Consider the following 4,109-nt stretch of genomic DNA (forward strand, 5'->3'; position numbering starts at 1 on the left):
GACCGCCGCCGCGACGCCGCCTGCCGCGACGCCGCCGGCCGCCTCGGCGCCCGCGTCAGCGCCGCCCGCCGCCGAAGCCCCGGCCGAGGCGCCCGCGCCGCTCGCCGTGCTGATCCCCGAGGCCGGCACCGCCGCCGCGCCCCGCCTGCTCCAGGGCCCGCAGATGGTGCCGGACGCGCCGCGCCAGGGCGGGCGCCCGGCGCCGGCGCGGCTCGGCATGAGTTCCGTGGATTACGAGGAAGGCGGTTCGATCCGCTTCGCCGGCACGGCCCCAGCCGGGGCCTCGGTGCGCGTCTATGTCGGCGACCTGCATGCCGGCGACGCCGTGGCGAATGCCGAGGGACGCTGGCTGCTGCTGCCCGAGCGCCAGCCGCCGGTCGGGCGCGCCATGCTGCGCGTCGACCAGATCGCCGAGCGCGGCCAGGTCGCGGCCCGGGTCGAGGTGCCCTTCCAGCGCGACGAATTGCCGCCCGACGCCTTCGAGCGCGGCCGCGTCGTGGTGCAGCCGGGCGCCAATCTCTGGCGCATCGCACGCGCGGTCTACGGGCGCGGCACCCGCTTCACCGTCATCTACGACGCCAATCGCGACCAGATCCGCGACCCGCGGCGCATCTTCCCCGGTCAGATCTTCGCGGTGCCGGAGGTCCAGGCGACGCCCTCGGCCTCGAGCGTGTCGAGGTAGGGGTCGAGTTCCAGCACGAAGCGCACCATCGCCGTCACCAGGGAGGTGGCGTTGGCGGGGACGGCGATCGCCCGCTCCGCCTCCACCCGCACCCGGTGGTCGGGCATCAGCCTTGCCCGCCAGCCCGGCGGCAGGTGGCGCGGCAGGCTTTCGAGCGCGGCGAAGGCGCGGCGGCGATCCGATCCGGGTTCGGCCGTCGAGGGGATGCGCGCCGCATCGGCCGAGAACCGCAGCCCGTCGGGCTCCAGCTCGGCCCGGCAGGTCCGCCCGCGCCAGGCGAAGCCGAGGGCCGGCGGCGCTTCGGTGCCGCGGGGTTCGAGGGCGCCGTCCGGCCTGACGGCGAACGGTCCGAGGGTGATCGTTTCCATGGTGAGCCAAGGGTTGCCCGAAACCTGTGAAAACATCATAAGCGCGCCGATCATGGCCCTCGGACAAAGTCTTCGCCTCGTGCTCGCCCCGCCCCATCCGGCGGCGCGGCCCTTCCTGATCGGCGGCGGGGCGGCTGTGCTGCTCGGCCTGCTGCTGCTCGGCCACTGGCTGGCCTGGATCGGCCTGCTGTTCACGGGCTTCTGCCTGTACTTCTTCCGCGACCCCGAACGCGTGCCGCCGGACCGGCCCGGGCTCGTGCTCGCGCCGGCGGACGGGCACATCGTCAGCATCGGCCCCGCGGTGCCGCCGGCCGAACTCGGCCTGGGCGACGCGCCGCGGCCGCGCGTGGCGATCTTCCTGTCGGTGGTCGACGTGCACGTGAACCGCATGCCGGTCGAAGGCACCGTCACGCGCATCGCCTACCACCACGGCAAGTTCCTCTCGGCCAACCTCGACAAGGCGAGCGAGGAGAACGAGCGCAACGCGCTCGCCATCCGCTTGGCCGACGGGCGCGACCTCGCCGTCGTGCAGATCGCGGGCTTGGTCGCCCGGCGGATCCTCTGCGACGCCAAGGTCGGGGATTCCGTGCGCGCGGGCGATCGCTTCGGTATCATCCGCTTCGGCAGCCGCACCGATGTCTACCTGCCCGAAGGCGTCGTGCCGCTGGTCACCGAGGGCCAGACCATGATCGGAGGCGAGACCGTGATCGCCGAACTCGGCCACGCATGAGCGAGAGCAGCCCCGGCGGGCGCGTCCGCCGCCTGCGCCGCCGCTTCCGCCCGCGCACGCGGCCGCGCTTCGAAGGCCAGTCCTTCAACCGGCTGATCCCGAACATGATGACCATGCTCGGGCTGTGCTGCGGGCTGGTCGCGATCCGCGCCGCCTTCGACGGGCGCTTCGAGCTCTCCGCGGTGCTGATCGTGGTGGCCGGGGCGATCGACGGGCTGGACGGGCGGCTCGCGCGGCTGCTCAAGGCGACGTCGCGCTTCGGGGCGGAATTCGACAGCCTGTCGGACTTCCTGTGCTTCGGCGTGGCGCCGGCGCTGATCCTGTACCTGTGGACGCTGCACGACTACCGCGCCTTCGGCTTCGCGCCCTGCCTGCTGTTCGCGGTGTGCATGGCGCTGCGGCTCGCGCGCTTCAACGCCTCGCTCGATGTCGGGCCGGGCGTGAAGCCCGCCTACACCTACAACTTCTTCACCGGCGTGCCGGCGCCGGCGGGCGCGGGCTGCGTGCTGTTCCCGCTGTTCCTCGGCCTGTGGCTGCAGCAGATGGGCTGGGAAGGGCTGGCCGGCGCGGTGCGCCACCCGGCCTTCGTGGGCCTTGTCATGGTGGTCGTCGCCGCGCTGCTGGTGTCCACCCTGCCGACCTGGTCGTTCAAGAACTTCAAGGTGCCGCGCGCCTACGTGCTGCCGCTGCTGCTCGGCGTCGGCCTGTTCGGCGCGCTGCTGCTGGCGGAACCCTGGGCGGCGCTCGCCATGGCGGGGATCATCTACCTCGGCATGCTGCCCTTCTCGCTGCGCTCCTACCTGCGGCTGAAGCGGGAGGCGGAGAGCCTGCTCGAGCCCGTGGTGGTGGCCGAGACGCCGCGCCCGAACGGGGCGTGACGCCGCTCGGCGCCATTCGCCTCGCCTTCGGCGATGCCGAGGTGACGATCACCGGCGGCCCCTTCGACAGCATGCCCGAGGGCGCGCGCGGCCTCTGCCTCGAACCACGCAGCGCGCGCGTGGCGGAAGCCGAGTGGCGGCTCGACATCGTCGATTTCGGCGTGCCCGACCCCGCCGCGCTGCGCGCCGTGCTGGAGGCGATGGTCGCCGCGATGCGCGCGCGCCCCGGCGATGCCTTCCATGTCGGCTGCCGCGCGGGGCTGGGCCGCACGGGCACGGCGCTCGCCTGCCTCGCCGCGATGGCGGGCATCGAGGACCCCATCGCCTGGCTGCGCGCGCATTACGATCCGCGCGCGGTGGAGACGCAGGAACAGGCCGCCCTGGTGCGTGCCTTCGCCGCCGGCGGGACGTGCTTGAGCGATTGAGGGCGCGAATCGCGCGGTCTCACGCACATTTGCTTCAAATCCTTTCGCGCTGAAACGCCCGATTAATCCTTCGGGCGCATCTTCCCCCCAGCCACGATGGCAGTGCGGGAGACAGGATGATGAACGCCCTTTCGAGCATCGAGCCCCAGTCGAGCGAAGCCACCAGCGCGTGGGACGAAGCCCGCCCGCGCCCGACCCGCGAAGGGATCGCGGCCTGCCTCGCCCTGCTGGAATGGGAAGCGCGGACGCTGGGGATGGACCTCGCCGCCTCCCTGATCGGCGCCGCGAGCCTCGAGATCACGACGCGCGACCTCGCCACGCCGTCGAACTGACGACACGCCAGCCCTGGCGCCTGCTTCGCGCGGGCGCCGGGACGTTGGCCGTCATCGCCGGGCGCGGGCCCGTGCGCATGCACCGCGATCCGCGCCGGCCTCCGGTCGCCTGGATCGCGGCACGCTTCCTCCGCATTCCGTGATGTCCCGCGCCCGCGTTCCGCGCGCCGGCGACCACGCGACGGGCCGCCTCGTGCGGCCATATCGTTGACAGATCGCAATTAACGTCTGACACCGTGGCACATGCCGCCACGCGGTGGACCCAGACGACGTGCGACGCCCGGTCACCCTCATCCTCGACGCGAATCCCGAAAGCCGCGGCGGCGCGGCCGAAGCGCTCGCGCTGCGCGGCTTCAGCGTGGAGGAACTGGCATCGCTCGGCGCCGCGCTCGCGCGGCTCGACGCGGCGGATGCGCCGGCCGCGCTGCTCTTCGACATCCACCTGCCCGAAGCCACGCTGCCCGAGGCGCTGCGCCTCATGGCCGGGCGGCACCCGGCGCTGGTCATCGGCGTGATCGGCGCGGCGGAGGCGGAGGAGGTGCTCGCGCTCGAACTCGGCGCCGATCTCTGCCTGCCGCGGCCGCTGCCGCCCGCGCTCGCCGCCGCGCGGCTTCGCGCCAGCCTGCGCGCGCGGCAGGCCGGCGGCGCGCGGATCGGCGCGCTCGGCTTCGTCGAGGCGCAGGCCGCCTTCGCG

Annotated in this window: 6 protein-coding genes and 1 pseudogene; 6 read left to right on the forward strand and 1 reads right to left on the reverse strand. The window is 73.6% G+C overall.

Translation table 11 applies throughout. The features are described from left to right. Nucleotides 1-682, forward strand: a 682-nt coding sequence (locus J5Y09_RS24070) for a LysM peptidoglycan-binding domain-containing protein (protein ID WP_209354392.1), incomplete at its 5' end; no start/stop codon positions are given. Here J5Y09_RS24070 and J5Y09_RS24075 read toward each other — a convergent pair. Then, nucleotides 622-1,050 (reverse strand): hypothetical protein, encoded by a 429-nt coding sequence (locus J5Y09_RS24075; protein WP_209354393.1) that lies wholly within the window; start codon nucleotides 1,048-1,050, stop codon nucleotides 622-624. The genes J5Y09_RS24070 and J5Y09_RS24075 overlap by 61 nt on opposite strands. 52 nt (nucleotides 1,051-1,102) lie before the next feature. On the opposite strand from J5Y09_RS24075, the gene J5Y09_RS24080 reads away from it, so the two are divergent. The 5 genes and pseudogenes from J5Y09_RS24080 to J5Y09_RS24100 all read left to right on the forward strand — a co-directional run. Then, complete coding sequence (locus J5Y09_RS24080; RefSeq protein WP_209354394.1) at nucleotides 1,103-1,780, forward strand: phosphatidylserine decarboxylase; 678 nt, start codon at nucleotides 1,103-1,105, stop codon at nucleotides 1,778-1,780. Beyond that, a complete protein-coding gene (locus tag J5Y09_RS24085; protein ID WP_209354395.1) occupies nucleotides 1,777-2,658 on the forward strand; it encodes a CDP-alcohol phosphatidyltransferase family protein in 882 nt (293 codons plus the stop codon). The genes J5Y09_RS24080 and J5Y09_RS24085 overlap by 4 nt, the downstream gene beginning before the upstream one ends. Next, nucleotides 2,655-3,083, forward strand: a complete 429-nt coding sequence (locus J5Y09_RS24090; protein ID WP_209354396.1) for a protein-tyrosine phosphatase family protein — start codon at nucleotides 2,655-2,657, stop codon at nucleotides 3,081-3,083. Before J5Y09_RS24085 ends, J5Y09_RS24090 begins: the two co-directional genes overlap by 4 nt. Nucleotides 3,084-3,199: 116 nt before the next feature. Then, nucleotides 3,200-3,415 carry a hypothetical protein gene (locus tag J5Y09_RS24095; RefSeq protein ID WP_209354397.1) on the forward strand — a complete coding sequence of 72 codons (216 nt, stop codon included), beginning with the start codon at nucleotides 3,200-3,202 and terminating at the stop codon, nucleotides 3,413-3,415. Between the two features lie 271 nt (nucleotides 3,416-3,686). Beyond that, nucleotides 3,687-4,109 (forward strand): annotated as a pseudogene (locus J5Y09_RS24100) (hypothetical protein); the annotation flags it as partial.

This window comes from Roseomonas nitratireducens, assembly GCF_017813355.1.
In the GTDB taxonomy this organism is placed as follows: Bacteria; Pseudomonadota; Alphaproteobacteria; order Acetobacterales; family Acetobacteraceae; genus Neoroseomonas; species Neoroseomonas nitratireducens.

Excerpts from the sequence above, each read along its gene's own strand:
- J5Y09_RS24080 (WP_209354394.1), top strand. The coding sequence starts at position 1,103 with ATGGCCCTCGGACAAAGTCTTCGCCTCGTGCTCGCCCCGCCCCATCCG.
- J5Y09_RS24095 (WP_209354397.1), top strand. The coding sequence starts at position 3,200 with ATGATGAACGCCCTTTCGAGCATCGAGCCCCAGTCGAGCGAAGCCACC.
- J5Y09_RS24075 (WP_209354393.1), bottom strand. The coding sequence starts at position 1,050 with ATGGAAACGATCACCCTCGGACCGTTCGCCGTCAGGCCGGACGGCGCC.
- J5Y09_RS24085 (WP_209354395.1), top strand. The coding sequence starts at position 1,777 with ATGAGCGAGAGCAGCCCCGGCGGGCGCGTCCGCCGCCTGCGCCGCCGC.